The sequence below is a fragment of the Streptomyces carpinensis genome, assembly GCF_002154505.1.
GTDB lineage: Bacteria > Actinomycetota > Actinomycetes > Streptomycetales > Streptomycetaceae > Streptomyces > Streptomyces carpinensis.
Window position 1 is genome coordinate 1 of sequence record NZ_MUBM01000716.1, and the last position, 534, is coordinate 534.

Below are 534 nucleotides of genomic sequence, written 5' to 3' on the forward strand. Positions count from 1 at the left end.
AGTCCCTTCAAGCGCGGGCGGAGATCGGGGCGGCCACCGCGCCCGGCGCGACCGTGGACACCCTGCTGGGCCGCGACGCCCTGCTCGACTTCTCCTGGCATGTCGCGCTCGGCGGAGAGAAGCTCACCGAGGCCGAAATCGACCAACTCGCCGAGGCCCGGCGCCCGCTGGTCAAGCTGCGCGACCAGTGGGTGGTCGCCGATCCGAGGCTGGTGGCCCGCCTCAAGCGGCAGCGCAGCCGCGAACTCGCCCCGCTGGACGCACTCCAGGCGGTGCTGACCGGAGAGGTGGAATGGGACGGTGAGCGCGTCGCGGTGGAGGCGGCCGGCACCTTCGGCGAACTGGTCGCCCGGCTGCGCGATCCCGAGGGCCGCGCCCCCGTCCGAGCACCACAGGGCCTGACCGCCACCCTGCGCGGCTACCAGCAGCGGGGCCTGGCCTGGCTGGCGGACATGACCCGCCTGACCCTCGGCGGCGTCCTCGCCGACGACATGGGTCTCGGCAAGACCGTCACGCTGCTCGCCCTCCACCTGC

At 74.0% G+C, this 534-nt stretch carries 1 protein-coding gene; it reads left to right on the top strand.

What is annotated here, in order from left to right:
* Nucleotides 1–534 (top strand): SNF2 helicase-associated domain-containing protein (locus BZY54_RS48245; RefSeq protein ID WP_279634785.1); only part of this gene is annotated, 534 nt, incomplete at both ends.